This is a genomic window from Prauserella halophila, from assembly GCF_024171895.1.
In the GTDB taxonomy this organism is placed as follows: domain Bacteria; phylum Actinomycetota; class Actinomycetes; order Mycobacteriales; family Pseudonocardiaceae; genus Prauserella; species Prauserella halophila.
The window spans coordinates 868,969-893,280 of the sequence record NZ_JAMTCQ010000008.1 but is presented as its reverse complement, the minus strand read 5'-3'; the positions used below and the strand labels follow the sequence as shown (position 1 = coordinate 893,280).

At 70.5% G+C, this 24,312-nt stretch carries 24 protein-coding genes and 1 pseudogene; 12 read left to right on the top strand and 13 right to left on the bottom strand.

All coding sequences use genetic code 11. The features are described 5' to 3' along the window. Positions 1–105 precede the first annotated feature (105 nt). Both LY41_RS04445 and LY41_RS04440 read right to left on the bottom strand, forming a co-directional pair. Positions 106–1,620, bottom strand: a complete 1,515-nt coding sequence (locus tag LY41_RS04445) for a sodium:solute symporter (RefSeq protein ID WP_253862512.1) — start codon at positions 1,618–1,620, stop codon at positions 106–108. Between the two features lie 9 nt (positions 1,621–1,629). Then, positions 1,630–2,877 (bottom strand): anhydro-N-acetylmuramic acid kinase, encoded by a 1,248-nt coding sequence (locus LY41_RS04440; RefSeq protein ID WP_253862511.1) that lies wholly within the window; start codon positions 2,875–2,877, stop codon positions 1,630–1,632. A 141-nt stretch (positions 2,878–3,018) separates the two neighbouring features. On the opposite strand from LY41_RS04440, the gene ftsY reads away from it, so the two are divergent. The 4 genes from ftsY to LY41_RS04420 all read left to right on the top strand — a co-directional run bounded on the left by ftsY (position 3,019) and on the right by LY41_RS04420 (position 5,988). After that, positions 3,019–4,722, top strand: a complete 1,704-nt coding sequence (gene ftsY, locus LY41_RS04435) for a signal recognition particle-docking protein FtsY (protein ID WP_253862510.1) — start codon at positions 3,019–3,021, stop codon at positions 4,720–4,722. Positions 4,723–4,935: 213 nt separating this feature from the next. After that, positions 4,936–5,247, top strand: coding sequence for a DUF4333 domain-containing protein (locus LY41_RS04430; protein WP_253862509.1), 312 nt, complete (start codon positions 4,936–4,938; stop codon positions 5,245–5,247). A gap of 184 nt (positions 5,248–5,431) precedes the next feature. Then, on the top strand, positions 5,432–5,692 hold the full coding sequence (locus LY41_RS04425; protein WP_253862508.1) for a hypothetical protein: 261 nt from the start codon (positions 5,432–5,434) through the stop codon (positions 5,690–5,692). Positions 5,693–5,814: 122 nt separating this feature from the next. After that, positions 5,815–5,988, top strand: a complete 174-nt coding sequence (locus LY41_RS04420) for a hypothetical protein (protein WP_253862507.1) — start codon at positions 5,815–5,817, stop codon at positions 5,986–5,988. A 4-nt stretch (positions 5,989–5,992) separates the two neighbouring features. On the opposite strand, the gene LY41_RS04415 is transcribed toward LY41_RS04420, so the two are convergent. After that, positions 5,993–6,739: an IclR family transcriptional regulator gene (locus tag LY41_RS04415; protein ID WP_253862506.1), complete on the bottom strand. Its 747-nt coding sequence runs from the start codon at positions 6,737–6,739 to the stop codon at positions 5,993–5,995. Between the two features lie 113 nt (positions 6,740–6,852). Here LY41_RS04415 and aceB point away from each other — a divergent pair, with 113 nt between their 5' ends. The 3 genes from aceB (at position 6,853) to LY41_RS04400 (ending at position 10,895) form a co-directional block, all read left to right on the top strand. Next, positions 6,853–8,430 (top strand): malate synthase A, encoded by a 1,578-nt coding sequence (gene aceB, locus LY41_RS04410; RefSeq protein ID WP_253862505.1) that lies wholly within the window; start codon positions 6,853–6,855, stop codon positions 8,428–8,430. Next, complete coding sequence (locus LY41_RS04405; RefSeq protein ID WP_253862504.1) at positions 8,431–9,759, top strand: DUF6986 family protein; 1,329 nt, start codon at positions 8,431–8,433, stop codon at positions 9,757–9,759. A gap of 380 nt (positions 9,760–10,139) precedes the next feature. After that, on the top strand, positions 10,140–10,895 hold the full coding sequence (locus LY41_RS04400) for a LamB/YcsF family protein (RefSeq protein WP_253862503.1): 756 nt from the start codon (positions 10,140–10,142) through the stop codon (positions 10,893–10,895). A 90-nt stretch (positions 10,896–10,985) separates the two neighbouring features. Here the strand turns inward: LY41_RS04400 and LY41_RS04395 are convergent, their stop codons facing one another. The 3 genes and pseudogenes from LY41_RS04395 to LY41_RS23980 form a co-directional block, all read right to left on the bottom strand. Then, positions 10,986–11,246, bottom strand: coding sequence for a hypothetical protein (locus LY41_RS04395; protein ID WP_253862502.1), 261 nt, complete (start codon positions 11,244–11,246; stop codon positions 10,986–10,988). A 159-nt stretch (positions 11,247–11,405) separates the two neighbouring features. Then, a complete protein-coding gene (locus LY41_RS04390; protein WP_344056396.1) occupies positions 11,406–13,097 on the bottom strand; it encodes an ABC-ATPase domain-containing protein in 1,692 nt (563 codons plus the stop codon). A 20-nt stretch (positions 13,098–13,117) separates the two neighbouring features. Further along, positions 13,118–13,397: pseudogene (locus LY41_RS23980) on the bottom strand (PucR family transcriptional regulator ligand-binding domain-containing protein); the annotation flags it as partial. Positions 13,398–13,522: 125 nt separating this feature from the next. On the opposite strand from LY41_RS23980, the gene LY41_RS04385 reads away from it, so the two are divergent. The 3 genes from LY41_RS04385 to LY41_RS04375 are packed head-to-tail and all read left to right on the top strand — an operon-like array spanning position 13,523 to position 15,944. After that, entirely contained in the window at positions 13,523–14,158 is a 636-nt protein-coding gene (locus LY41_RS04385; protein ID WP_253862500.1) for an FAD binding domain-containing protein, read from the top strand. Further along, complete coding sequence (locus LY41_RS04380) at positions 14,149–14,610, top strand: (2Fe-2S)-binding protein (RefSeq protein WP_253862499.1); 462 nt, start codon at positions 14,149–14,151, stop codon at positions 14,608–14,610. Before LY41_RS04385 ends, LY41_RS04380 begins: the two co-directional genes overlap by 10 nt. Continuing rightward, positions 14,607–15,944 carry an 8-oxoguanine deaminase gene (locus LY41_RS04375; RefSeq protein ID WP_253862498.1) on the top strand — a complete coding sequence of 446 codons (1,338 nt, stop codon included), beginning with the start codon at positions 14,607–14,609 and terminating at the stop codon, positions 15,942–15,944. Before LY41_RS04380 ends, LY41_RS04375 begins: the two co-directional genes overlap by 4 nt. 304 nt (positions 15,945–16,248) lie before the next feature. On the opposite strand, the gene LY41_RS04370 is transcribed toward LY41_RS04375, so the two are convergent. The 6 genes from LY41_RS04370 to LY41_RS04345 all read right to left on the bottom strand — a co-directional run bounded on the left by LY41_RS04370 (position 16,249) and on the right by LY41_RS04345 (position 21,062). Continuing rightward, a complete protein-coding gene (locus LY41_RS04370; protein WP_253862497.1) occupies positions 16,249–16,983 on the bottom strand; it encodes an NYN domain-containing protein in 735 nt (244 codons plus the stop codon). A 158-nt stretch (positions 16,984–17,141) separates the two neighbouring features. Continuing rightward, on the bottom strand, positions 17,142–18,515 hold the full coding sequence (locus LY41_RS04365; protein ID WP_253862496.1) for a nucleobase:cation symporter-2 family protein: 1,374 nt from the start codon (positions 18,513–18,515) through the stop codon (positions 17,142–17,144). A 118-nt stretch (positions 18,516–18,633) separates the two neighbouring features. Then, on the bottom strand, positions 18,634–19,533 hold the full coding sequence (pucL, locus tag LY41_RS04360; RefSeq protein WP_253862495.1) for a factor-independent urate hydroxylase: 900 nt from the start codon (positions 19,531–19,533) through the stop codon (positions 18,634–18,636). Positions 19,534–19,539: 6 nt separating this feature from the next. Next, positions 19,540–19,863, bottom strand: a complete 324-nt coding sequence (uraH, locus tag LY41_RS04355) for a hydroxyisourate hydrolase (protein WP_253862494.1) — start codon at positions 19,861–19,863, stop codon at positions 19,540–19,542. Further along, entirely contained in the window at positions 19,860–20,333 is a 474-nt protein-coding gene (locus tag LY41_RS04350; RefSeq protein ID WP_253862493.1) for a 2-oxo-4-hydroxy-4-carboxy-5-ureidoimidazoline decarboxylase, read from the bottom strand. The genes uraH and LY41_RS04350 overlap by 4 nt, the downstream gene beginning before the upstream one ends. 255 nt (positions 20,334–20,588) lie before the next feature. Beyond that, positions 20,589–21,062: a helix-turn-helix domain-containing protein gene (locus LY41_RS04345; RefSeq protein WP_253862492.1), complete on the bottom strand. Its 474-nt coding sequence runs from the start codon at positions 21,060–21,062 to the stop codon at positions 20,589–20,591. Positions 21,063–21,109: 47 nt separating this feature from the next. On the opposite strand from LY41_RS04345, the gene LY41_RS04340 reads away from it, so the two are divergent. Beyond that, the gene (locus LY41_RS04340) at positions 21,110–21,934 is read left to right on the top strand and encodes a hydroxypyruvate isomerase family protein (protein WP_253862491.1); all 825 of its coding nucleotides are present in this window, start codon (positions 21,110–21,112) and stop codon (positions 21,932–21,934) included. Positions 21,935–22,103: 169 nt separating this feature from the next. Here LY41_RS04340 and LY41_RS04335 read toward each other — a convergent pair whose 3' ends face one another. Beyond that, a complete protein-coding gene (locus LY41_RS04335) occupies positions 22,104–22,763 on the bottom strand; it encodes a helix-turn-helix domain-containing protein (protein WP_253862490.1) in 660 nt (219 codons plus the stop codon). A 127-nt stretch (positions 22,764–22,890) separates the two neighbouring features. Between LY41_RS04335 and allB the strand changes: the two genes are divergently transcribed. Continuing rightward, positions 22,891–24,252, top strand: coding sequence for an allantoinase AllB (gene allB, locus LY41_RS04330; protein WP_253862489.1), 1,362 nt, complete (start codon positions 22,891–22,893; stop codon positions 24,250–24,252). Positions 24,253–24,312 lie beyond the last annotated feature (60 nt).

Genomic DNA, 24,312 nt, shown 5'->3' with positions numbered 1-24,312 from the left:
GACATGGTGATCCTCGGTCCCACACCGTTGTGCGGACACGGACGAGGCCGGCCGACGATCACGCTCGCCGGCCGGCCTTCACCGGTCGTCGTGCCCGCCGGTGCGTCAGGCGGGTTCCTCCTCTTCCTTCTCCAGCTCGGTGGCGTGCGGGTCGGAACCGCTGTGCCGCAGCGACAGCAGGCCGCCGACGACGAGCGTGACGAGCACGCCGAGCGGGACGTACCACGGGAACGCGAGACCGACCGCCTCGCCGTCCACGGTGAAGGTGACGCCGAGGACGAACACCGCGGCCACGACGACGGTGCACACGAAGGCGATGATCGCGTCGGTCTGCCGCGCCTTCTTGACGATCATGCCGAGGAAGAACGCGCCGAGCAGCGCACCGTAGGTGTAGCTGGCGATGCTCAGGCCGAGTTCGACGACCGGGGTGTCGGTGCTGGTGAACATCGAGGCGAACACCACGAACACGACGGCCCAGATGACCGTCCAGATCCGTGCCTGCTTGAGCATCACGGCGTCGGACATCTTCTTCTTCGTGAACCGCTCGTAGAGGTCGGCGATCGTCGAGGTCGACAGCGAGTTCAGCGACGAGGAGATCGTGGACATGGCGGCGGAGAGGATGCCGGCGATGAGGATGCCGGACAGGCCGACGGGCAGCTCCTCGAGGATGAACCGGGGGAACAGGTCGTCCGGGTTGGCCAGGCCCAGCGCGTCGATGCTCTGCCCGCCGTAGAACGAGAACAGCATCGCGCCGACCAGCAGGAACACGGCGAACTGGAAGAACACGACGAAGCCGCTGGCGATCACGGCCTTCTGGCTCTCCCGCACGTTCCTGCACGCCAGCAGCCGCTGCACCATCAGCTGGTCGGCGCCGTGCGAGGCCATGGCGAACAGCGCACCGCCCACGACCGCGGTGATGAACGCGTAGTGGTCGGTGACGATGTCGGAGCCGAACTCGAACAGCTGGAACTTGCCCGCGTCGGCGAGGTCGCCGAACCAGCCGCTGGGCAGCCTGCCCGCGAGGACGAAGATCGCGGCGATGGCACCGAGCACGTAGATGCTCATCTGGACGACGTCGACCCAGATGACGGCGCGGATACCGCCGAAGTAGGTGTAGATGACGGCCACGAGCGCGATCGCGGCGATCACGACCCAGTACGACACGTCGAGGCCGAGCCCGTCGAGCACGAGTTTGACCGGGATGGCCGTGGCGAACAGGCGAACGCCGTCCGCGAGCAGGCGCGTGACGAGGAACGTCACCGAGGCGGTGCCCTGCAGACCACCGCCGAAGCGTTTGCCGAGGAAGCCGTACGCGCTGACGAACCCGCCCGCGTAGTACTTCGGCAGCAGCACGAACGCGACGATGACGCGGCCGATGAGGTAGCCGATCGCCAGCTGCAGGTACGTGATGTTCCCGAGATAGGCCACGGTCGGCACGCTCAGCACGGTCAGCGTCGAGGTCTCCGTGGCGACCACCGAGAAGGTGACGGCCCACCAGGGAACCTTCCGGCTGCCGACGAAGTAGTCGTTCGACGATCGCTGCTTCCCGCTGAGCAGGATGCCCAGGATGGGCGTTCCCACCAGGAAGATCGCGATGATCGCGAGGTCCAGTGCGCGCATTGGTCTCTCCTACCGTGTCTCGCGCGTGTTGGCCACCCGCAATCGCGACATCGGCGACGTGGGTGGGGCCGGGAGGGCGAGCGGTCGCTCACCAGGGGTGATGCTGCCGAGGACGCGTGGCCCGCGGGCACCGGTGGCGCTGGGGACGTTGCCGGCGGCGCCGTGCCACGACAGCCAGCCGAGCACGGCCGTCAGGTAGGCCTCTTTCGCGTCGGCGGGCAGGCCCAGCTCGTCGCTCGTGCGCACGGTGAGGCGACGGCCGAGCGCGCGCATCAGCACCGGGTTGTGCACGCCGCCGCCCGAGGCGTACACGGTCGTGGCGCCGTGGCGGGTGCACGCGTCGGCGATCGTCACGGCCGTGAGTTCGGTCAGTGTCGCCAGGAGATCGGTGTCGCCGACCGGTGGCAGGTCGCCGAGGGCTGCGGCCAGGTACGTGCTGTGGAAATGCTCCTTGCCCGTCGACTTGGGCGGCGGGGCCGCGTAGTACGGATCGGCGAGGAGCCGGTCGAGCAGGTCGGTGCGGACCGTGCCCGCAGCGGCGAGCGCGCCGTCGACGTCACTGCGGGCCGCGCCGCCGGTGACCTGGGTGGCGGCGAGGTCGAGCAGCGCGTTGCCGGGTCCGGTGTCGTAGGCGAGTACGTCCCCGGCGGCCGTGCCGGAGTCCCCGTCGGTCCCGTCGGGGCCGACGGGACCGTTGCCTCCCGGCGGCACGACGGTGATGTTGCTGATTCCGCCGATGTTCAGCGCGACGGCCGGAGTGCCCTGCCGGTCGGCGACGGGGCGCAGCAGCAGCGCGTCGAGGGTGCTGGCCAGCGGCGCGCCGTGCCCGCCTGCGGCCACGTCGCGCACGCGCAGGTCGGAGATGACGGGACGGCCCGTGCGCTCGGCGATCCAGGCGGGCTGGCCGAGCTGCAGGGTGCCGAGTGCCCGGCCGGCGTCGATCCAGTGGAACACCGTCTGGCCGAGCGAGGCGACCACGTCGACGGTCCCGGCTTGCTGCTCGGCGTGGGTCACGGCGTCGGCGAACGCCTGGCCGATGCGGGTGTCGAGCCTCGTCAGTTCTTCGGCGCTGCACGACGCGGGCGGCAGCGCCGCCAGTAGTCCGGCACGCAGGTCGTCGGGGTAGGCCAGTTCCCACTGGCCGCACGGAGTGAGGACGAGCTCGCCGTCGGCTGTCGTCAGCTCGGCGACGGCGACGTCGATGCCGTCCACGGAGGTGCCGGACAACAGTCCGGCGACACGGAGCGAAGGGGACACGGTGGTGGTCTAGTCCCATCAGTCGGGCTGTGCAACACGTTCGGTGGGTTTCTGGCCGAGATGGATGCGATACCGTTAACTTCCCACGCCGCGTACCAGGGGTGCACCGGCCGGAAACTGCGTCAGTGGGAGGATGGCGGCGTGTCGAGCACAGCCGTGATCTGGATCGTTGTCGTTGTGGCCGCCCTGCTGGTGGTCGCTCTCGTGGCCGGCCTGACCCTGTCCCGCAGGCGCAGGATCAGCCTGGAGCGGGACCAGGAGAAGCAGGTTCCGAAGGGTGGCGGGTACCAGGCCGGGGGTGGCATTTCCCTCGCTCCCGGCGGGGAGGCCGCGACCGCCGGGTCGTCGACGGCGACGCCGGAGGCACCTGCTCACCCGGCCGAGGAACGCACCGAGACCGACGGCCAGCCCGGCGTCGGCGACGATGCGTCCGTGCCGCGCGACACGCCGCGGCGCGGCATCGTCGACGTCGGCCTGCCGGACACGGAGGAAGAACCCGAGCCCGCCGAACCGGCCGAACCCGTCGAGACGGAGCCGGAACGCGGCGGGACCGACGGCGCCGCGGCTGCGGCTGCCGGAACCACTGCACCCGACGCTGCTGCACCGGATGCCACCGCACCCGACGCCGCTGCCCCCGACGTCACTGCGCCGGACGTCACTGCGCCGGAGGTCACGCCTTCGGAGACGGCGGCCCCGGAGACGGCATCGCCGGAGACAGCGGTCCCGGAGACCGAGGCCCCCGGAGACACGACCGAAGCCCCGAAGACCGAAGCCTCGAAGACCGAAGCCTCGAAGACCGAAGCCTCGAAGACCGAAGCCTCGAAGACCGAAGCCTCGAAGACCGAAGCCCCTGCGGAGCCGGTGGCCGGTGTCGAGCAGTCGGAGACCGAGGAGCCGGAGATCGAGCAGCCGGAGCCTGCCTCCGGCCGGATCGAACGGCTGCGGGGGCGGCTGTCGAAGTCGCGTTCGGCGCTGGGTCAGGGGTTGCTCGGCCTGCTGGGTGCGGGTGACCTCGACGAGGACTCGTGGGAGGAGATCGAGGACACGCTCCTCGTCGCCGACCTCGGCGCGTCGACCACCACCGAGATCGTCGAGAAGCTGCGCGAGGAGCTGTCGGTCCGCGGCGTGCGCACGTCCGACGATGCGCGGGCGGCGTTGCGCGATGTGCTCATCCAGACGCTGTCGCCGGAGGCCGACCGTTCGGTGCGGGCGCTGCCGCACGACGTCGACGGGGAGAAGCAGCCCGCGGTCGTGCTGGTCGCGGGTGTGAACGGCACGGGCAAGACGACGACCACCGGCAAGCTCGCGCGGGTACTCGTGGCTCAGGGCAGGCAGGTACTGCTCGGTGCGGCCGACACGTTCCGCGCGGCCGCGGCCGACCAGCTGGAGACGTGGTCCCAGCGTGTGGGTGCCGAGGTGGTGCGCGGCAAGGAGGGCGCCGACCCGGCGTCGGTCGCGTTCGATTCCGTCAAACGTGGCGTGGACGCGGGTGTCGACGCCGTGCTGGTCGACACCGCGGGCAGGCTGCACACCAAGACCGGCCTGATGGACGAGCTCGGCAAGGTCAAGCGCGTCGTCGAGAAGCAGGCGAAGGTCGACGAGGTGCTGCTCGTGCTCGACGCGACCACGGGGCAGAACGGTCTCGCGCAGGCGCGGGTGTTCTCCGAGATCGTCGACGTCACCGGGGTGGTGCTGACCAAGCTCGACGGCACGGCCAAGGGCGGCATCGTGTTCCAGGTGCAGCGCGAACTCGGTGTGCCGGTCAAGCTCGTCGGCCTGGGTGAAGGGCCGGACGATCTGGCGCCGTTCGAACCCTCGGCGTTCGTCGACGCGCTGCTGGGCTGAACCCGCCGCAGCGGCTGCCGACAGTCGCTGCCGGCTCCGGGGCACGACACTTCCACGTCCGGATCGGCGCGCAGCCACAGGGCGGTGATCGGTGACCCTGCGGTGGAATGCGTCACCGCGGGCATCGGAACCGGATCGGCAACGGCGAAGTCCCACCCGGGTGCAGGATGCCGGCGGCATCTGCGGGATTTCGTCTTGTTGAATGGAGTTTCCATGGCTCGCGTTTCACGTCTCGTCGCCCTGTCCGTTCTCGGACTCGCCGCTTTCGGCCTGACCGGCTGCTCGGCGCAGGTGGAGTCCGATGAGCTCGAGAAGCAGGTCAAGTCCTCGCTGGAGGAATCCACGGGTAATGAGGCGAAAGGCGTCGAATGCCCCGACGACCTCGAGGCGGAGACCGGTGCGACCACCCGGTGCACCCTGACCGCGATGGACGGCACCCGGCTCGGCGTGAGCGTCGAGGTCACGTCGGTCGAGGACAGCCAGGCGAAGTTCGAGATCGAGGTCGATGACGCACCGATGCAGTAGTGCAGTAGTGCCGTAGTGCCCGGACGTCGCGCAGGCGGGTGTGAACGCGCCCGACCGACGAGCACGATGACGCTGCGGCACCACGATGACGCTGCGGCACCGCGGTGACACTGCGGTGTCCTGTGCCGGGATGCAGCCTGTGCGGGGACGCGGGGCGTCCGTGAGAGTGACACGGAGGTGCGGGATGCGACGCGGTGTGCGGTGCGGCCTGGCAGCGGTGGGTGCGGTGCTCGCGCTCGCCGGATGTGCCCGGGAGGTGCCCGGGTCCGCCGTCCGGGGCGAGCCCACCGAGATCGCGGCGGTCCAGTCGTTCATCGGTTTTCGCGGTAGCGGAGGGAAGACGGCTGTGATGGCGAGCACGCTCAGCGCCAGGCCCGACACGATGGACTCTCTCGCCGACGACTTCCGGTCGTTCATTTCCTCGATCCGCCTGCAACGCGGCTGAGCCTGCGCACGCGGCCCGCGACGTGCGGCCCGGCACCGCTGCGAAGGCGTTCACGAGCACGACGTTCGACCGACGAACCGGGCGTTGACGTAGAATGATCGCGGCCGATACGCGGCTCTTCGGTGACGCGCGGGGCTGTCCACTCCGCCGGCAGGACGACGCTCTTCCGGGAGGCCGGCGGCAGCGGGCTGACCGCCCTCGACATGGCCACGTTCGGCACCACGGCTGACAAGATGTGCACCGTCGGGCCGGATTTCCAGGAGTTCATCTCGTCGGTGCGGCCTCGGCCGGGCTGACGCGTCACCCCGGCAGTTGCTCCGCCAGGGCGCCGGCGGTGCGCCGGACCGCCGGGGCGATGTGCTCGACGGCTTCCTTGGTCAGCCTGCCCTCCGGCCCGGACACCGATACGGCGGTCGGTGTCGGGATGCCCGGGACCGGCACCGCGATGCACCGTACGCCCAGCTCCTGCTCGCTCTCGTCGAGTGCGTATCCCTGTTCGGCGACCTCGGCGAGGTGCGCCAGGAACGTGTCGGTGTCGGTGTGCGTGTGCTCGGTGTAGGCGGGCATGCCGGTCCGGTCCAGCAGTTCGCGCACCTCCTCGGCGGGCAGCTGCGCCAGCAGCGCCTTGCCGACTCCCGTGCCGTGCGGCAGCAGTCGCCGTCCCACCTCGGTGAACATCCGCATAGAGTGCTTCGACGGCGCCTGTGACACGTAGACGACCTCGTCGCGCTCCAGAACGGCCAGGTTGGCGGTCTCGCCGACCTGCTCCACCAGTTCGGCCAGCAGTGGCCGCGCCCAGGTGCCGAACTGCAGACTCGCCTGTTCGCCCAACCGGATCAACCGTGCCCCGAGGGCGTACCGCCGGGTCGCGTTCTGCCGCACGTAGCCGGACGCTACGAGGGTGCGGATCAGTCGATGGATCGTCGGCAGGGGCAGCCCCGACGACGCGGCCAGTTCGGACAGGCTCGCCTCGCCGCCCGCGTCCGCGAGCCGTTCCAGCAGCTCGAAAGCCCGGTCGAGGGACTGTACTCCACCGCTCCCGGCCATCCCGGCTCCTTCCGCTCCCACTGCAGTATTGCCCACATTGAGCTTCCGTAATGTAGAAACTATAGTCCGATATGTAAAAGGTCTATGCTCAACGACGTTCCCTGAGGTGTTCCATGTCTGATGTTCGTGTGCTCGGCGACGCGATCGAGCGCGGAGACGAGGTGCTGACGCAGGAGGCACTCGACTTTGTGGCCGATCTGCACGAGAACTTCGCCGGCACCCGTGACCAGCTGCTCGAGGCCCGCAAGCAGCGCCGCGAGGAGGCCAAGCGCACCGGACGCCTGGACTTCCTGCCCGAGACCAAGCAGGTTCGCGAATCGGAGTGGCAGGTCGCCGAGGCGCCGCCCGCGCTGCGCGACCGCCGCGTGGAGATGACCGGCCCCACCGAGCGCAAGATGACGATCAACGCGCTCAACTCCGGCGCCAAGGTGTGGCTCGCAGACCTCGAGGACGCGAACACGCCGCACTGGAGCAACGTCGTGAACGGGCAGATCAACCTGTCCGACGCCATCCGCGGCACCATCGAACTCGACTCGAACGGCAAGCACTACGCCCTGCGTGACGACGTCGAGCACGCCACCATTGTCGTCCGCCCGCGTGGTTGGCACCTCGACGAGCGCAACCTCGAGTTCAACGGCCGCAAGGCCGTCGGTGCGCTGGTCGACTTCGGCCTGCACTTCTTCCACAACGCCAAGGAACTGCTCGCCCGCGGCAAGGGGCCGTACTTCTACCTGCCGAAGATGGAGAGCCACCTCGAGGCGCGACTGTGGAACGACGTGTTCACCTACGCCGAGAAGGCGCTCGGCGTGCAGCACGGCACGACTCGCGCCACGGTGCTCATCGAGACGATCCCCGCTGCGTTCGAGATGGAGGAGATCCTCTACGAGCTGCGTGAACACGCCTCGGGCCTGAACGCGGGCCGCTGGGACTACCTGTTCAGCGTCATCAAGTACTTCCGTGACGCCGGTGAGAAGTTCGTCCTGCCCGACCGCAACGCCGTCACCATGACCGCGCCCTTCATGCGCGCCTACACCGAACTGCTCGTGCGCACCTGCCACAAGCGCGGCGCCTTCGCCATCGGCGGCATGTCTGCGTTCATCCCGAGTAAGGACCCGGCCGTCGCCGAGAACGCCGCCAACAAGGTGCACGCCGACAAGTCGCGGGAGGCCGGCGACGGCTTCGACGGCTCCTGGGTGGCCCACCCCGGCATGGTCGGGCTGTGCCGGGAGGAGTTCGACAAGGTCCTCGGTGACAAGCCGAACCAGCTCGACCGCCTCCGCGAGGACGTGTCCGTCACGGCCGACCAGCTTCTCGATGTCGCCGCGACCGACGCGAAGTGCACCTCGGCCGGCCTGCGGGGCGCCGTGGACGTCGGCGTCCGGTACATCGCCTCCTGGTTGGGCGGCAACGGTGCGGCCGGTATCCACAACCTCATGGAGGACGCCGCGACCGCCGAGATCTCCCGGTCGCAGGTGTGGCAGTGGGTGCAGAACGGCGTCGTGCTCGACGACTCCGGCCAGACCGTGACCCGCGAGCTCGTGCGGTCCGTGCTCGGCGAGATCAAGGGCGAGCTGGCCGACGAGATCCAGCCCGACCTGCTGCAGCCCGCGGTCGAACTGTTCGAGGAGGTCGCGCTGGCCGACGAGTTCGCCGACTTCCTGACGCTGCCCGCCTACGAGCGGATCAAGTAAGTGACCGCCGGCCGGCTCACCGAGGACGTCTACGCGCGCATCGACGCTTCGCTCACCGCGTCCGATGCACGTGTGGCAACCACCTATCCCGGTGAGCCGGCCGGACGGCAACCCGTGCACACCGTGTACGTCCCCGCCGGCCGCTTCCACGCCGGGCTGGTGGAGGAGTGGGGATCGCGTGCCCTCGACGTACTCGGGGCCCACGCACTACCCGCGTCCGAGGACGTGCTCGGGCGAGTGCGCGCCAAGCTCGCGTCCGAGCCCATCGAGGATCTGCGCATCGACTTCGAGGACGGCTACGGCCATCCCGGCGACGACGTCGAGGACGCCGAGGTCGTGCGCTGCGCCAGGGAACTCGTCTCCGGAGCCGGCGGTGACGGAGCCGGCGGTGGACTCCCGGTGCCGTTCTGCGGAATCCGGTTCAAGAGCTTCGAAGCGGGTACACGGCGCCGCGGCCTGCGCACGCTGGATCTGTTCCTGGACGCGCTGGGCGGGCCGCCGCCGGCGGGATTCGTGGTGACGCTGCCGAAGGTCACCGACGTCGACCAGGTGTCGGCGGCCGCCGACGTGCTGAGCGAACTGGAGCGGGCCCACGGGCTCGCCGCCGGGACACTGCGGTTCGAGGTGCAGGTCGAGACCGCCCAGTCGGTGTTGCGCGCCGACGGCACCGTGGCGCTGCCCGCCATCGTGGCGGCTGCCGACGGCCGGTGCAGTGGCCTGCATTTCGGCACCTACGACTACAGTGCGGGCCTCGGCATCGCGGGTGCGTATCAGAGCATGGACCACCCGGCCGCCGATTTCGCCAAGCAGTTCATGCAGGTCGCCGCCGCGGGCCGCGGGGTGCGGCTGTCCGACGGGTCGACCAACCGCCTGCCGGTGGGCGAGGCCGTCGCCGACGGCTGGGCCGAGCACCTGCGCCTGGTTCGCCGTTCCCTCGAACGCGGCTTCTATCAGGGCTGGGACCTGCATCCGCATCAGTTGCCGAGCCGGTTCGCCGCGACGTACGCGTTCTTCCGCGAGAGTCTCGGGTCGGCGGTCGACCGGCTGGGTGCTTACGTCGGCGCCGTGGAAGGTGCGGTACTCGACGAGCCCGCGACCGCCCAGGCGCTCGCGACCTACGTGCTGCGCGGCCTCGACTGCGGCGCCGTCGACGAAGCGGAACTCGCCGGCACACCGGGCGGAGCCGAGGCGGAACAGGCCGGCACACCGGGCGGAGCCGAGGCGGAACAGGCCGGCACACGGGGCGGAGCCGAGGCGGAACTCGCCGGCAGGCTGGGCGGCGAGCTGGATCGGCGAGCACTTTCCCGGTTGGCGGCCCGAGCCGGCTGACAGCCCCGCCCCGCGTGTCCTGCGCTCAAACCCGCGTGTTGCGCATTCCGGAGTTCGTGTTGTGCATTCGGGGGCGCGTGTTGCGCATTCCGGGAATCGTGTTGTGCGTTCCGGGGTTCGTGTTGTGTGTTCGGGGTTCGTCGTGGGGGTCGTGCCCTCGTTGGTCGGTTCGGTCTGTGCCGGGTTGCTCGGTGTTCGGGTTGTGGGGCTCGCTGTGTGGGTGGGTTTTCGGGGTGGCTGCGGTTGTCGGGGTTGTGGCGCCTCGTCGACTGGGCCGACCTCCGGATGGCACTGGCGGTTGCCGGGGGTTTGGCGGCGGTTGTCGGGTTGGGGTGCCCTCGGCGGGCGGGCAGTCCCGCGATCCCGTCTACCCTGACGGCATGGTGCTCGACCTCAACAGTGACCTCGGCGAAGGTTTCGGGATCTGGCCGCTGACCGACGATGACGCGCTGCTCGACATCGTGACCAGCGCCAATGTCGCATGTGGATTCCACGCGGGCGATCCGACCGTGCTGCGCCGGGTCACCGAGCGCGCGGCCGAACGCGGGGTCGCGATCGGCGCGCAGGTCGGCTACCGCGACCTCGCAGGATTCGGCCGCCGATTCATCGACGTCGACCCTGCCGAACTCGGCAACGACGTCATCTATCAGATCGGTGCGCTCGACGGTTTCGCGCGCATCGCCGGTACGCGCGTGCGCTACGTCAAACCGCACGGCGCGCTGTACAACGCCGTCGCCCATCACACGGCGCAGGCCGAAGCTGTGGTGGAGGCGGTGCGTCGCTACGACGCGAACCTGCCGATCCTGGGGCTGCCCGGATCGGAACTGTTGCGGCATGCCGGGGAAGCCGGGCTGCCGACGATCGCCGAGGCGTTCGCCGACCGCGCCTACACCCCGGAAGGCCGGTTGGTGTCACGCCGCGAACCGGGAGCCGTCGTGCACGACGCCGACGCGATCGTCGCCCGCAGCGTGCGCATGGCGACCGACGGCGTGGTCACCGCAGTCGACGGCACCGAGGTCGAAGCACGGCCACGGTCACTGTGCCTGCACGGAGACACCGCCGGCGCGGTCGACCTCGCACGACGGGTCCGGACGGGACTGCTCGACGCGGGCGTGGAGCTCGCACCGTTCGCGTAGACACCAGCTTCGCCGCGGTGCTGTGCGTGGTGCTGTGGTTGTCGTGGTGTTGTGGTCGCCGTGGTTTCTGGCGGGGCCGCGCGTAGCGGGTCATCGCCCTTCGGCGTCGTCGCTGGGTTCGGTGGCGACGCCGCGGTCGGTGCCGCTGTGCCGGGGCCGGGATCGCCAGGCCGGTACGGCCATCGTCGCGCCCGCGCCGATCTGCGCCACGGACAGCCAGAGCGGGTTGTCCGAACCGATCGCCAGATAGAGGCCGATCAGGGCGACGGCGACGCCGCAGGTGAGTTGCAGTCGAGCGTGCGGCCCGGCGATCGTCCCAACGTTGCCTGACCGCTTCCGCGTGCCGTTCATCCTCGCCGAGGCTACCCCGCCGGTCCGGGCCCGTCAGAATTCGCGGCCGGGACCGGCGGGATGCCGCCGACTGCTCGGGATCGGCGTACCGCCGCCCATCGCCGTCAGCCGCCGCAGTCAGCCATCAGCCATCAGCCGTCGGCCACCGGCCACCGGGCGTCAGCCGTCGCGGAGCCGGGCCACGCGCAGGGAGCGCAGCCGCGCCAGCGCGGCGGCGACCTCGAACCGGCGCGGCACGACGTAGTCGCCGAGGAAGCCGTGGCGGATCGCGTCGGCGCCGTCGGCGAGATCCGCCTCGAGTAGGTCGAGGAACTCGGCGACGGTGCGCCGGCCGTCGACCAGGCCCGTTTCGGCGCCGTGGGCCAGTGCGAGGCCGATGCCCATCACCTGGCCGGGGTCGACGATCTGTTCCACGGCGCGCAGATCGATGTCGGTGTCGCCGTAGGTGAGGGTGTCGATGCCGCGCTGTTTGACCTTGCGCTTGCCCTTGTGCTCGGGCGACAGTGACGCCGGGTCGCACACCCGGTGTGCCACAGCGGGAAAGCCGTTGGCCTCGACCGTCCGGTCGGTGCCGCTGCGCAGCTGCTGTGCGCGTTCCGTCGCGTCCTCGGCGTGATACGACGCCATCATGATCACGCGGTCGGCGGTGTCGAGGTAGTCGCCGGACCCGCCCATCACCAGCACCGTCGACACGCCGTGCTCGGTGTAGAGCGGCCGCACGAGGTCCACGAACGGCGTCAGCGGTTCGTTGCCCTTGGCCACGAGCTCCTGCATCCGAGCGTCGCGGATCATCAGGTTCGTCGCCGCGGTGTCCTCGTCGATGAGCAGCACCTCGGCGCCCGCCTCGAGGGCCTCGATCGTGGTCGCGGCCTGCGAGGTCGACCCGGACGCGTTCGACGTCGAGAAGTCCCGCGTGTCCGCGCCCGTGGGAAGTTCGCCGACGAACGCGCTGACGTCCACGCGCTCCACGCTGCGCCCGTCCTCGGAGCGGATCTTCGCCGTGGCCGAGCGGCTGACCACCAGTTCCCTGCCGTCGCCGGGAACGTGGTCGTACACGCCGTGTTCGAGCGCGCGCAGCAACGTCGACTTGCCGTGGAATCCGCCGCCGACGATCAGCGTGATGCCCTCGGCGATCCCCATGCCGCCGACCGTGCCCCGGTTCGGCAGGTCCACCGTCGTGCGCAGCGACTCGGGGGATTCGAACGGAACGCCGTCGGCCAGCGGCCGGTCGTCGGTGCCGCTGCGGCGCGCGAGCATCGCGCCGTCGGCGACGAACGCCACGAGCCCGCGCTCGGGCAGCGCCTTGCGCAGCGCGTCGGTGTCCTCCACGGAGTCGACGAACGCGGCGAGCTCGTCCGGGTCGAGCGCGTCGTAGCGCAGCGACTCGATCGCGCGGGGCAGTTGTTCGCACAGCGCCTTCCGCGCGCCCCGGCCGTCGATGCGGCGGCGCGGTCCCGGCAGGTCGATGCCCAAACGGACGGTCAGTGCGCCGCCGGACACGCGCAATGCGCTGCGGTCCAGCACCTGCTGCCCGCCGACGTCGGCGCGCAGCAGCGACCCGCGCAGCTGGGTGCCCAGCACCCGCAGCAGCCGGTCCGCGAGCGCCCGCGCGCGCACCGGCGTGTGCCACAGTTCCTCCGGGAACCCGGCGTGCTCGGCCGAGACCCGCACCTCGATGCGGCTCGCCGGGGCGAACGGATCCGTCTGCGCCTTGCGGATGCCGACGGTGTATCCGCCCGCGTCCCAGTCGCCCTGGAGGCTCTTGTACCTGCCGTAGCTCTGACCGTCGAGCTGGGACAGTTTCGCGCCCAGCCCGGTGAGCGTTCGCTCGTCACTCCTGTCACGTGCCATCGCTTCACACGGTACGGCCACGCCCCGACCAGGTCGTCGGGGATTCCGCCGGTATCGGCGCCCGAGGCCGCCAGTCCCGCGCACCGCGCCCGGGCGAGCGCGCACGAACGGCCCGGCATCGCCCGGTTCGCGCCACCACAGCAGGCCCGACAGCACGAACTCGCCCTCGGACAGGTAGCGGCTCGGCTCGGGCAGCTCGGTCACGTAGATCCGGCTGACCTCGCGGTCGAGCAGGTCCTCACCCGCGTGCAACCGCAGTCGCAGGCTCGGGATGTCGAGCAGAGATCTCACCAGCGTGATCAGATTTGTAGGAAAACACAAAAACTGCCGCTCGTGTGCCTGGTGCTTTCGTACCTCCGCGCCGTTGCCGTGAGGGATTCCCGGTTGTCTACTGACAGGGACAGCCCGAGACCTGGAGACACGCCGTGGAATTCGTCCGACCGGACACCCTGGGAGCGGCGCTCGCCGCGAAGGCCGAGCGTCCCGGTGCCGTGCCCATCGCCGGTGGTACCGATGTGATGGTCGAACTCAACTACGACCAGCGTCGCCCCGACGCATTACTGGATCTGACGGAGATCGAACTCGCCTCGGTCCGCGGTGAGCGGCGGATCCCGGCTGCCGGGTTCTACACCGGCGTCAAACGCAGCGCGGTGGCGGCCGACGAGCTGATCACCGCGGTCCACCTGCCCGCCGCGGACGGTGCCGCCGAGCAGTTCAGCAAGATCGGTACGCGCAACGCCATGGTGATCGCGGTGTGCTCGCTGGCACTGGTCTTGCGCGAGGGCTACGCGGGTGCTGCGATCGGCTCGGCAGCGCCCACCCCGCGCCGGGTACCGGATGCCGAGGCGTTCCTCGTCTCCGAACCGCCCCGGGCCACCGACGCGCCGCTGCCGGATTCGCTCACGCGGCGATTCGGTGAGCTCGTCGCCGCGGGCACGGAACCGGTCGACGACGTCCGCGGCACCGCCGAGTGCCGCACCCACGCCCTCGGCGTCCTCGTACGCCGGACGTTGACCTGGGCCTGGGACGACTACCGAAGGAGCGTGCGAGCATGCGCCTGAACCTGACCGTCAACGGCGAACAGCGCCGGGCCGAGGACGTGTGGGCAGGCGAGAGCCTGCTGTACGTGCTCCGGGAACGGCTCGGCCTTCCGGGGTCGAAGAATGCCTGCGAACAGGGCGAATGCGGCTCCTGCACCGTGTACCTGGACGAGGTGCCCGCGTGCGCCTGCCTCGTCGCCGCGGGGCAGGCCGACGGCAGGCGGGTCCGCACCGTCGAAGGACTCGCCGACGGCGACACCCTCGACCCGGTTCAGCAGTCCTTTGTGGATTGCGGTGCCGTCCAATGCGGATTCTGCACCCCGGGCCTCGTTGTCGCCGCGCACGACCTGTTGCGCCGTGAACCCGACCCGAGCGACGAGGAGATCCGTGAAGCGCTGGCGGGGAACCTGTGCCGCTGCACCGGTTACGAGAAGATCCTCGATGCGGTGCGGTCGGCGGTGAGCGCGCGATGATGATCATCGAGAACGCGGCGATCGCGACCGTCGACGCCCGGGGCAGCGAGTACCGCAACGGTCACGTCGTGGTCGACGGCGACGTCCTCGTGGCCGTCGGCGACGGCCCGGCCCCGGCCGAATACACCGGAACGCGCCTCGACGCCTCGGGTTGCCTCGTCACCCCCGGGCTGGTCAACACGCACCACCACCTGTACCAGTGGGCCACGCGCGGATACGCCGCCGATTCGACACTGTTCCAGTGGCTCGTCGAGCTGTACCCGGTGTGGGGCCGCCTCGACGCCGAGGTCACCCGCTCGGCCGCGTCCGCGGGCCTGGCGCGTCTCGCGCTCACCGGCTGCAGCACCGTTGCCGACCACCACTACGTCTTCCCCCGCAGTGGCGGCGACCAGATGGATGCGCTCGTGTCCGCGGTCGACCGCATCGGCGTGCGCGGCCATCTCGTGCGCGGATCGATGGACCGCGGTGAGTCGCACGGCGGGTTGCCGCCGGACCACCTCGTCGAAGACCTCGACGCCGCGCTCGCGGGCACCGAGGCGGCCATCGACGCCCACCACGACCCCGCACCCGACGCGCGGGTACGCATCGCCGTGGGCCCGTGCTCCCCGTTCACCGTCACCGAGCGGCTCATGACCGACGCCGCGGAGCTCGCGCGGCACAAGGACGTCCGCCTGCACACGCACCTGGCCGAGACGCGCGACGAAGAGCGGCAGTGCCTCGCCGAGTTCGGATGCACGCCGGCCGAGTACGCCGAGAAACTCGGCTGGCTGGGCGAGGACGTGTGGCTGGCCCACACCGTGCACCTCGCCGGCGACGCCGTCCGCCGCATGGGCGCCACCGGAACCGGGTCCGCGCACTGCCCGACCTCCAACGGCCGGCTCGGCACGGGCATCGCGCCGGCTCGGGGGCTGCTCGACGCGGGCGCACCCGTCGGCCTCGGCGTCGACGGGGCCGCGTCCAACGAATCCGGCGGGCTCGGCGAGGAACTGCACCAGGCGCTGCTGCAGGCCCGGCAGCGGGGCGGCCCCGAGGCGCTGACCACTCGGCAGGCGCTGTGGCTGGGCACGATGGGCGGCGCGCGCTGCCTCGGCCGCGAGGGCGAGCTCGGCTCGCTCGAACCCGGCAAGCTCGCCGACCTCGCCGTGTGGGACCTCGGCGGGCTGCGCTACGCCGGCATCGACGACCCGGTCGCCGCGCTCGTGCTGGGCACTACGCCCGACGTGAAGCTGCTGCTGGTCGGCGGCGAGACCGTCGTCGCCGACGGACGGCTGCACACCGCCGACGAAGCCGCCGTGGCCGCCGAACTGAGTGCCACGAGCAGGAGGATGCGATGACGTCGACAACCGGCGGCCGCGACGTCGCGACGTCGCGGCCGCCGGCCGGCGGAGTCGGAACCAGCGTTCCGGTCCGCCCCGACCACCTCGTCTGAGACCGCGCCCGGAACGTTGCGGTGCCGGTGACAGCGCCGGTGACAGCCGTGTTGCGTTCTCCGGGGGCTGTGTTGCGTCCGCGAGGTTAGCGAGCACGTTGCGGGAGTTCATCACCGAGATCCCGGTCCCGCCCGCCCGGCGGTAGGTCGGGACAGAAAAGACCCGGCGCCAGAGACGCCGGGTGGTATGAAGCCACTGTACCACGGGCTCACCAGGGGGCAGGTTTGCGAACCTTGGGTGCGACGGTGTCGGGAAGCTGATGGTCGTAGAGGTCGTCGCAGGCGAGTCGGTACCACCAGTGCCCACCCGCGCCTTCGTCCGGCTCTCCCGCGAGTTTGCCTGCACGGTAGTTCTTGGTGGGGTTGACGAGCCCAACCGGAACCTTCGTTCGGGCGACGCCGAGCGGATATGCCAGATCGCTGTCGTTGCTGATGACCACCGCGGCATCCACGGCGTCGGTGAGTACGTCGATGAGGAGGTGGGAGGCGACGTTGACGTCGGTCCCCTTCTCCTCGCGTCGCGCGACCGAGACCATGAACATCGAGTCCGGTTGGTCGTCGCCGGACGCGTTTCTGACTGTGACAGGCCAGTCAGAGGTGACGACGACAGGCCTGCCCTTGCGGTCACGTCGTGCCAACGGTGCCGTGGCGACACGGCTGACGTAATTGCCGAAGCTGATCCGGATTGTGGGATCGGAGTGTCTCAGCGCGCGAAGGTACACGTCCTGCTCCTGTTGGCCCGACGACTGGGGTGAGCCGCTGATGCGGGCGGTGCAGTAGGTGATGTTCTCGACCGTCGCGTCATCCCACCCCGACCGCTTGTCGATCAATCCGCGGGCCAAGCTCCGGAGGTCGAGCCAACGCCAACCGGGCGTGGAACGGCCGCACAGACCACGTGCGCCGTAGTACAGGTTGTAACCATCAATGTAGATTCCCACCCTCATGCAGGCAGGCTAGGTGCGGCCACCGACAGTCAGGCACTGCTGGCGGCCACGCTCGTCCCTGAAGACCGGCCCGAGCTGTTGGCGAGCACGTTGCGGGAGTTCATCACCGAGATCCCGGTCCCGCCCGCCCGGCGGAAGGTCGGGCGGGCGGGCAGTCGTCAGCTGCCGGACGACTCGGTCGACGTGCCGGTCGAGCCCGTGCCCGTGGATTCCGGATCCGCTCCGGCGGTCTCTTCCTTCGCCGTGGACCGTCGCGCGCGGTCGCCGAACACGAGGTTCAGCACCACGGCCGCGAGACAGCCCGCGCTGATGCCGGAGTCGAGCACGGTGCGCAGCGCCGACGGGAAGTCGGCGTAGAACTCGGGCGCGGCGATCGGAATGAGGCCGATGCCGAGAGCGGCGGCGACGATCGTGACGTTGGCGGGCCGCTCGAACGACGCCTTCGCCAGCGTGCGCAGACCCGACACCGCGACGCTGCCGAACAGCACGAGCCCGGCGCCGCCGAGCACCGGCTGCGGCACCAGCGCCACGATTCCGCCCGTCACCGGGAACATGCCCAGCAGCACGAGGATCAGCCCGCTCGCGGCGACGACGTACCGGCTCACCATGCGCGTCAGCGCGACGAGCCCGACGTTCTGCGCGAAGGCGGTGCACGCGAAGCCGCCGAACACGGTCGCTACGGCGGTGCCGAACCCGTCGGCACGCAACCCGTCGGCCAACGTGCGCTCGGACGTGGGCCGCTCGACGACTTCGCCGAGGGCCAGCATGTCCGCCGTGCTCTCGGCCATGATCACCAGTGCCACGATCGCCATCGAAATGATCGCCGCGATGTCGAACACCGGAGCGCCGAAATGGAACGGCGTGACGATGCCGAAGGCGGGGGAGTCCGACAGGGTCGACGTGTCGACCTCGCCCAGTGGCCAGGCCACGAGCGTGCCCAGTACCAGGCCCAGCAACAGGGCGATCCGGCTCCAGAATCCCGTCAGGAATCGGTTGAACGCGAGTACCGCCACGAGCGTGATGCCCGCCAGCAGCAGGTTCGTGCCGTTCGCCGACTCCGTCTGGTTCGCGATCCAGCCGACCGCCACGGGAAGCAGTGACACCCCGATGAGGGTGATGACGGTGCCGGTGACGATCGGCGGGAAGAACCGGGTCAGCCGGGAGAAGAACGGCGCCGCCAGCACGATCAGCGCTCCCGCGACGAGCGTCGCGCCGTAGACGACGCCGAGTGAGGCCTCCTGCCCGTGCTGCTCGACGATGGCCAGCACGGGTGCCACGGTCGCGAACGTCACGCCGTTCACGAGCGGCAGGCGGGCCCCGAACCGCCACACGCCGAGCGTTTGCAGCAGGGTCGCCAGTCCTGCGGTGAACAGGCTCGCGCTGATCAGCAGGCTCAACTGACCGGGGGAGAGGCCCACCGCGCCGCCGATGATCAGTGGTGGAGCGACGACGCCCGCGTACATGGCGGCGACGTGCTGCAGGCCTCCTGCGATCAGTTGCGGTAACGGCGGTTTCGTGTCGACGGGGTGCACGGGAACGCTCCAAAGTGGTCGGTGGCCTGGCGGTGGCGACGCTGACCGCGGTACCGGGCTTCCGGGCGCCGGTGGTCATCGGCGCCCGGAAGCGGCACGGTCGAGCCCGGTCGACGACTCAGAACTCGGGCAACGAGTACCAGGCGAGGCCGGCTTCGTCGGCAGGCTCGTCATCCCGGAGCACGGTGCCCTCGATGAGACCGTAGGGGCGGTCGGCGGCGTAGAACACCTCGTTCTCGTTGGTCAGGCCGAACGGGCTCATGTCCACGAGGAAATGGTGCTTGTTCGGCAGGGACAACCGGATCTCGGCGACCTCGGGCCGTGCCTCGAGCACGGCTTCTCCCATCGCGTACAGGGTCTGCTGCAGCGACAGGCTGTGTTTCGTCGCGAACGTTTCGAGCAGTATGCGGCGGATCTCCTCGAACGAGGCGGTCCAGTCGATGCCGCCCGTGGCGCCGTAACGCCAGCGTGCCGTGAGTGCGGTTGCCAGAATGCGGTCGTCGGTTTCGGCGAGCGTGGTGTAGTCGTCGCGGGGAAACCCGTGGAACTCCGATCCGGTGGATTTCAGCACCGTCAGGCCGGTCAACCCGGACACGACCCAGGCCTTGCCGTCCTGCAGCGTCACCGCCGTGGTGCGCTCCTCACCGCCGGAGCGGCTGAAGGCGTGATCGTGCGGCGTTCCGCCGACGTCGATGCGGTTCCAGTCGTGCTCGGAGACCAGCAGCCGTGCCCCCGTGATGTGCTCGAACGACTCGGTGAAATGCCCGGCCAGCCGCAGGGCGAAATCCTCGATCTCCCCGACGCCGCCGTCCTTGGCGAACGCGAAGACGGTGTTCTTCTGGGTGTCGGTGGCCACGACGTCGGCGTTGTCACCGGTCAGATGGGTCCGCTCCAGGGTGCCGCGCAAGGCCGTCGACACCGTCAGGTCCTTCAGATGATGCACCGGTCCCTGGCGGTCGACGGTGACGAGCCGGACCTCGGCCTTGCCGTACTGGTTGGGTCCCAGTGTGATGCCCACGCGGAATCAGCTCCCTCGGTAGGTGGAGTAGGCGAACGGGCTCAACAGCACCGGAACGTGGTGATGCGCCGTCGGATCGATGATGCGGAAGGTGACGGTCACCTCCGGCAGGAAGCAGTCCTCGCCGAGGTAGGACTCGGTGTCGAACACGAGCCGGTACACCCCCGCGGGCAGGGCGTCCGGGCCGAGGTCCCGCGCGCGCCCGTCGTCGTCGGTCGCGGCGGTCGCGACGGTCGACCAGTCGCCGTCGCGTGCGTCCAGACGCACGGGGACACCCGCGGCGGGGCGGCCTCGTGCGGTGTCGAGGACGTGGGTGGTCACGTGACTCATGCGGTCACCGCTTTCTCCAGGCGCAGCAGCGCGATCTTGACCAGTTCTTCGCCCGCGACGCGCAGTTCGGTGTCGGGGTCGTTGCCGAGGCGGCCGCGGAGGTTCTCGAGCAGTTCGGCGCCGCTGCGGCCGCCTGCGCACACCAGGAACACGTGGCCGAAGCGCTCCTCGTACTCGGCATTGGCCGTGCGGAACCGTTCGGCGTGCTCATCGTCCACACCGGACTGTTCGGTGCGTGCCGTCCCCGCGGTCGGTTTCTCACCGATCCGCGGATGGGCCGTCATCGCGGTGTGGATCTCTGCCGGTTCGAGCGTGATCGGGGCATGGGCCAGCAGCGCGCCGACGTCGGCATACGGGCGGCCCGCCAGCACGTGTTCGGTCCACCGGTCGACGTCGAGGCAGTCGGTCAGCAGTGGGCGGATGTGGTCCGGATCGGCCGTGTTGAAGTCGGCCAGCCGAAGGTGGCTCATCCGTGGAAAACTAAGCGAGGCCTACCCGTACGTCAACATTTTGTTGAAATCAGTGCACAGGCGTTTGTTGAAATCAGTGCGCAGGCGGGCGGTGTAGCTTGTTGAAATCAGTGCACAGGCGGAGTGCACAGGCGGACGGCGCAGCGGGGTGTGCCTGCGCGCGTGCGAGGGCCGGGGGCGGTAGCACCGCGACTGCCGGACGAACGGGAGGTGCGCGCCGCGTACCGGGGCCGGACCCTTCCCGGTAAGTGGCGGTCAGTCCCGGTTGAGGTAGTTGTACACCGTGAAGCGGGTGACGCCGAGTAGTTCGGCGACCGCGGCCACGGACCGGCGCAGCTGGAATGCGCCCCGCTCGTCGAGCAGCCGTACCGCACGCTGTTTCCCCGATCTGTCCAGATCGGACAGTCGTGTCCCGAGTTCGGCCTCCACCAGGCGCACCATGCTGTCCAGCACGCTGCCGGTCTCGGAGCCGTCCGGTTCGACGGCGGCACCGGGTTGTTGCAGCCGCAGGGTGAGGCGGGTGGCACCACCGTCGAGAGCCGCGCGCGCGATGGCGGGCAGGGCGTCGAGCAGTGCGTCCTCCTCGCCACGGACCGATGTGCCGAGCGGGCCGAAGTCCGTGCTCAGGCCCGCCTCCTCGGCCGCGGCACGCGCCTGGACGGCGTGCTCCGGTGGCGCGCCTTCCCCGTGGAAGGGCTCGCTCGTGAACTCGGCTTCCAGGTGTCCCACGAAGGGAAGGTTACGTGGGGCTGCGGCGGGCGGGCCAGAATGGGCGCATGATCCCGGACCCCACGCTGCACGGCCTGCCGTTCGACGCCCACCTCTCGACGCTGTTCACCGAGCTGCCCTTGCTCGAGCGTCCCCGGGCGGCGCGCGAGGCCGGGTTCGACGCGGTGGAGTGCTGGTGGCCGTTCGGTGCCGTGGCCGTCCCGACGGGCGCCGAGGTCGATGCGTTCGTCTCCGCGATCGCCGACGCCGGGGTGAGCCTGGTCAGCCTGAACTTCTTCGCGGGCGACATGGCGGCCGGTGACAGCGGGCTCGTGTCGTGGCCCGGCCGTGAGGCGGAGCTGGCCGAGAGCGTCGACGTGGCACTCGACATCGCCCGCAGGCTGGGCACCCGGCGGTTCAACGCGCTGTACGGTAACCGCCTCGAGGGCGTCGATCCGGCGGAGCAGGACGAGGTCGCCGCAGCCACCCTGGACCGGCTGGCCCGCCGGGTCGGTGCGGTCGACGGGACGATCGTGCTGGAGGCGCTGTCGGGCCGCCCCGCGTACCCGCTGACCACGACCGCCGAGGCGCTGGCCGTGCTCGACCGCGTCGGCAGGCCCGAGCTGACCCTGCTCACGGACCTGTATCACCGCGCCGTCGTCGGGGATCTCGATACGGTCGCCGAGCACGCCGCGCGCACCGGGCACGTCCAGCTGGCCGACGCGCCCGGCCGCCACGAGCCGGGCAGTGGCACCACGGACCTCGACCGCCACCTCGTCGCGCTCGAAGCCGCAGGCTACGACGGGTTCGTGGGCCTGGAATACCTGCCGAGCACGGACACACTCACCGCGCTGGAGTGGCTGCCCCGCGGGCGCCGCGCAGCCCGGCACTGAGCGGGTCGGGGTGAGCGCGGGGTCCGGCACGGACCGCCAGTGCGCGGCGATCCACCCGGCGCACGTTGACCCACCCGGCGCACGTTGACCCACCCGGCGCACGTCGATCCACTCGGCGCACGTTGACCCACCCGGCGCACGTTGACCCACTCAGTGCACGTCGATCCGCTCAGTGCACGTTGATCCACACGGCGACGGCGGGTTCGTCGCCGTCGTTGCGGATGCGGTGCGGGGTTGCGGACGGGAAGCGGATGCCGTCGCCGGGGCCGAGTTCGTGGGGGACCCCGTCGACGTCGACGGTCAGTCTGCCGGCCGTCACGCTGCCCATCTCGTGGCCGGTGTGGCGCAGGTACTCGGCGTCCTGGCTCGACCTCGACCCCGGTGGGTAGACCGTCTCGTACACCTCCGTGCCGGACAGCGCTACGGGGGTGAGGCTCCGGTACGTCACCCCGTCGCCGAGCGAGAGCACCGCAGCCTCGTCGGCGCGGGTGACCACGACGGGCTCGCTCCGGCCGGGCTCATCGGTGTCGGGGCCGTCCGTACCGGCGTCGCCGGGGCCGGAATCGGAGGTGGGCGGGCCCGGTGCCGTCTCGGCGAGTGCCGTCGCATCCGGTGCGGTCTCGCCGAAGGCCGCGGACAGTGACACGTCCAGTGCCGACATGATCTGCAGGAGCCGGGTCACGGACGGGCGCAGCTTGCCGCGTTCGATCTGCGACAGCGCGCTCGGGCTGATGTCGAGGTCGGCAGCCAGTGCGCGCAGGGACACGCCGCGCCCGGTGCGCAGCGACCGGATGCGAGCGCCGAGGTGCAGTTCGTCGGCAGGGAACACGGGAGAAATCTAGCGCAGCCGGGTGCGGCGTGGGGTGGGTGTGAAGGAAACACTTCACGCAAGTGTTTACCCATGGCTTCACATGTGCTTGGCTGCGGGTCGCAGTACGCAGCGAGGAGGTGCGGGAATGGACCTGGTGTTCCGGGCGCCGCGTGCGGTCACGCCCGACGGGGAGCGGTCGTGCAGCGTCGGCGTGTCGGGCGGGCGCATCGCTGCGGTCGAGGACTACGACACGCTCACCGGCGATCGCGTGGTGGAGTTGCGCGAGGACGAGGTCCTGCTGCCCGGGCTGGTCGACACGCACGTGCATGTCAACGATCCCGGCCGCAGTGACTGGGAGGGCTTCGACACCGCCACGCGCGCGGCGGCGGCCGGTGGGGTCACCACGCTCGTCGACATGCCGCTCAACAGCCTGCCGCCGACCGTCGACGTGACCTCGCTCGACGTCAAGCGCCGCGCGGCCGAGGGGCGCATCGCCGTCGACGTCGGATTCTGGGGTGGTGCGGTCCCCGGTAACCGTGGCGAGCTGCGGCCGCTGCACGACGCGGGCGTGTTCGGCTTCAAGTGCTTCCTGCTGCACTCGGGCGTGGACGAGTTCGCCCCGCTCGACGAGGCGGGCCTCGAGGAGGCGATGCGCGAGCTGGCCGCCTTCGACGGGCTGCTGATCGTGCACGCCGAGGACGCCGAGACGATCGGCGGGGCACCCGCCGTGCACGGCCGCTCGTACGCCGATTTCCTCGGTTCGCGGCCCCGCGCCGCGGAGAACACGGCGATCGCCCGCGTGCTCGACCTCGCGCGCCGAACGGGTGCGCGCGTGCACATCCTGCACCTCGCGTCGGGTGATGCGGTCCCGATGCTCGCGCAGGCGCGTGCCGACGGGGTGCGCGTGACGGCCGAGACCTGTCCGCACTACCTCAGTTTCGTCGCCGAGGAGATCCGCGACGGCGCCACCGAGTTCAAGTGCTGCCCGCCGATCCGTGAGGCCGGCAACCGGGAAGAGCTGTGGCGGGCTCTGGGCGACGGTGTGCTCGACTGCGTCGTGACCGACCATTCGCCGTGCACCCCGGACCTGAAGCGGTTCGACAGCGGCGACTTCGGCGACGCCTGGGGCGGGATCGCCGGGCTGCAGGTGGGTCTGCCCGCGGTGTGGACCGGGGCACGGTCGCGGGGATTCACCCTCGACGACGTCGTGCGGTGGATGGCGCAGGGTCCGGCCGAGCAGGTCGGCCTGTCCGGCAAGGGGCGCATCGCCGTCGGATGCGATGCGGACTTCGCGGTGTTCGCACCCGACGAGGCGTTCGTCGTCGACCGGACACGGCTGCAGCACCGCAACCCGGTGAGTGCCTACCACGAGCGAGCGCTGGCCGGAGTCGTGCGCGCGAGCTGGTTGCGCGGCCGCGAGATCGCCCTCGACCATCCGGCCGAGCCGTTCGGGGAGTTTCTGACCAGGGAGGAATCGACTCCCTCTGTCCGGAGTGGACAGCACTGAGCGGCCCTGCCGCGGCGCCGCCCCGGCCGAACGCGGAGCGCGGTGGGACGCCCCCAAGCC